Here is a 286-nt window from a genome sequence, read left to right on the forward strand (position 1 = left end):
CACTCGAGCTGGTACTGCGGCATGAGGTTGCCGTCCGGCCGCCACAACTCGGCCCACTCCTGGATGCGGTGCGACCAGTAGACGAGGCCCCACTCCTCGTTGAGACGCGAGGTGGTGCCGTACTTGCGGCGCAGCCAGGCCACGAACGCCTGGAAGGTCGAGTCGTTGTGCGGGAGCACGTTGCCGGGCTCGTTGTCGACCTGGAAGCCGATGATCGCCGGGTGGTCCGCGTAGCGGGTCAGGATCTTGCGCGAGACGCGCTCGGCGTAGAAGCGATAGGCGGGCT

At 67.1% G+C, this 286-nt stretch carries 1 protein-coding gene; it reads right to left on the bottom strand.

Translation table 11 applies throughout. From position 1 onward, the window contains the following. The coding region (locus tag OSC30_RS16830; protein ID WP_267173001.1) for a beta-galactosidase at positions 1–286 on the bottom strand (286 nt) is incomplete at both ends.

The organism is Frateuria hangzhouensis, from assembly GCF_026410505.1.
GTDB classification, from domain to species: Bacteria; Pseudomonadota; Gammaproteobacteria; order Xanthomonadales; family Rhodanobacteraceae; genus Frateuria_A; species Frateuria_A hangzhouensis.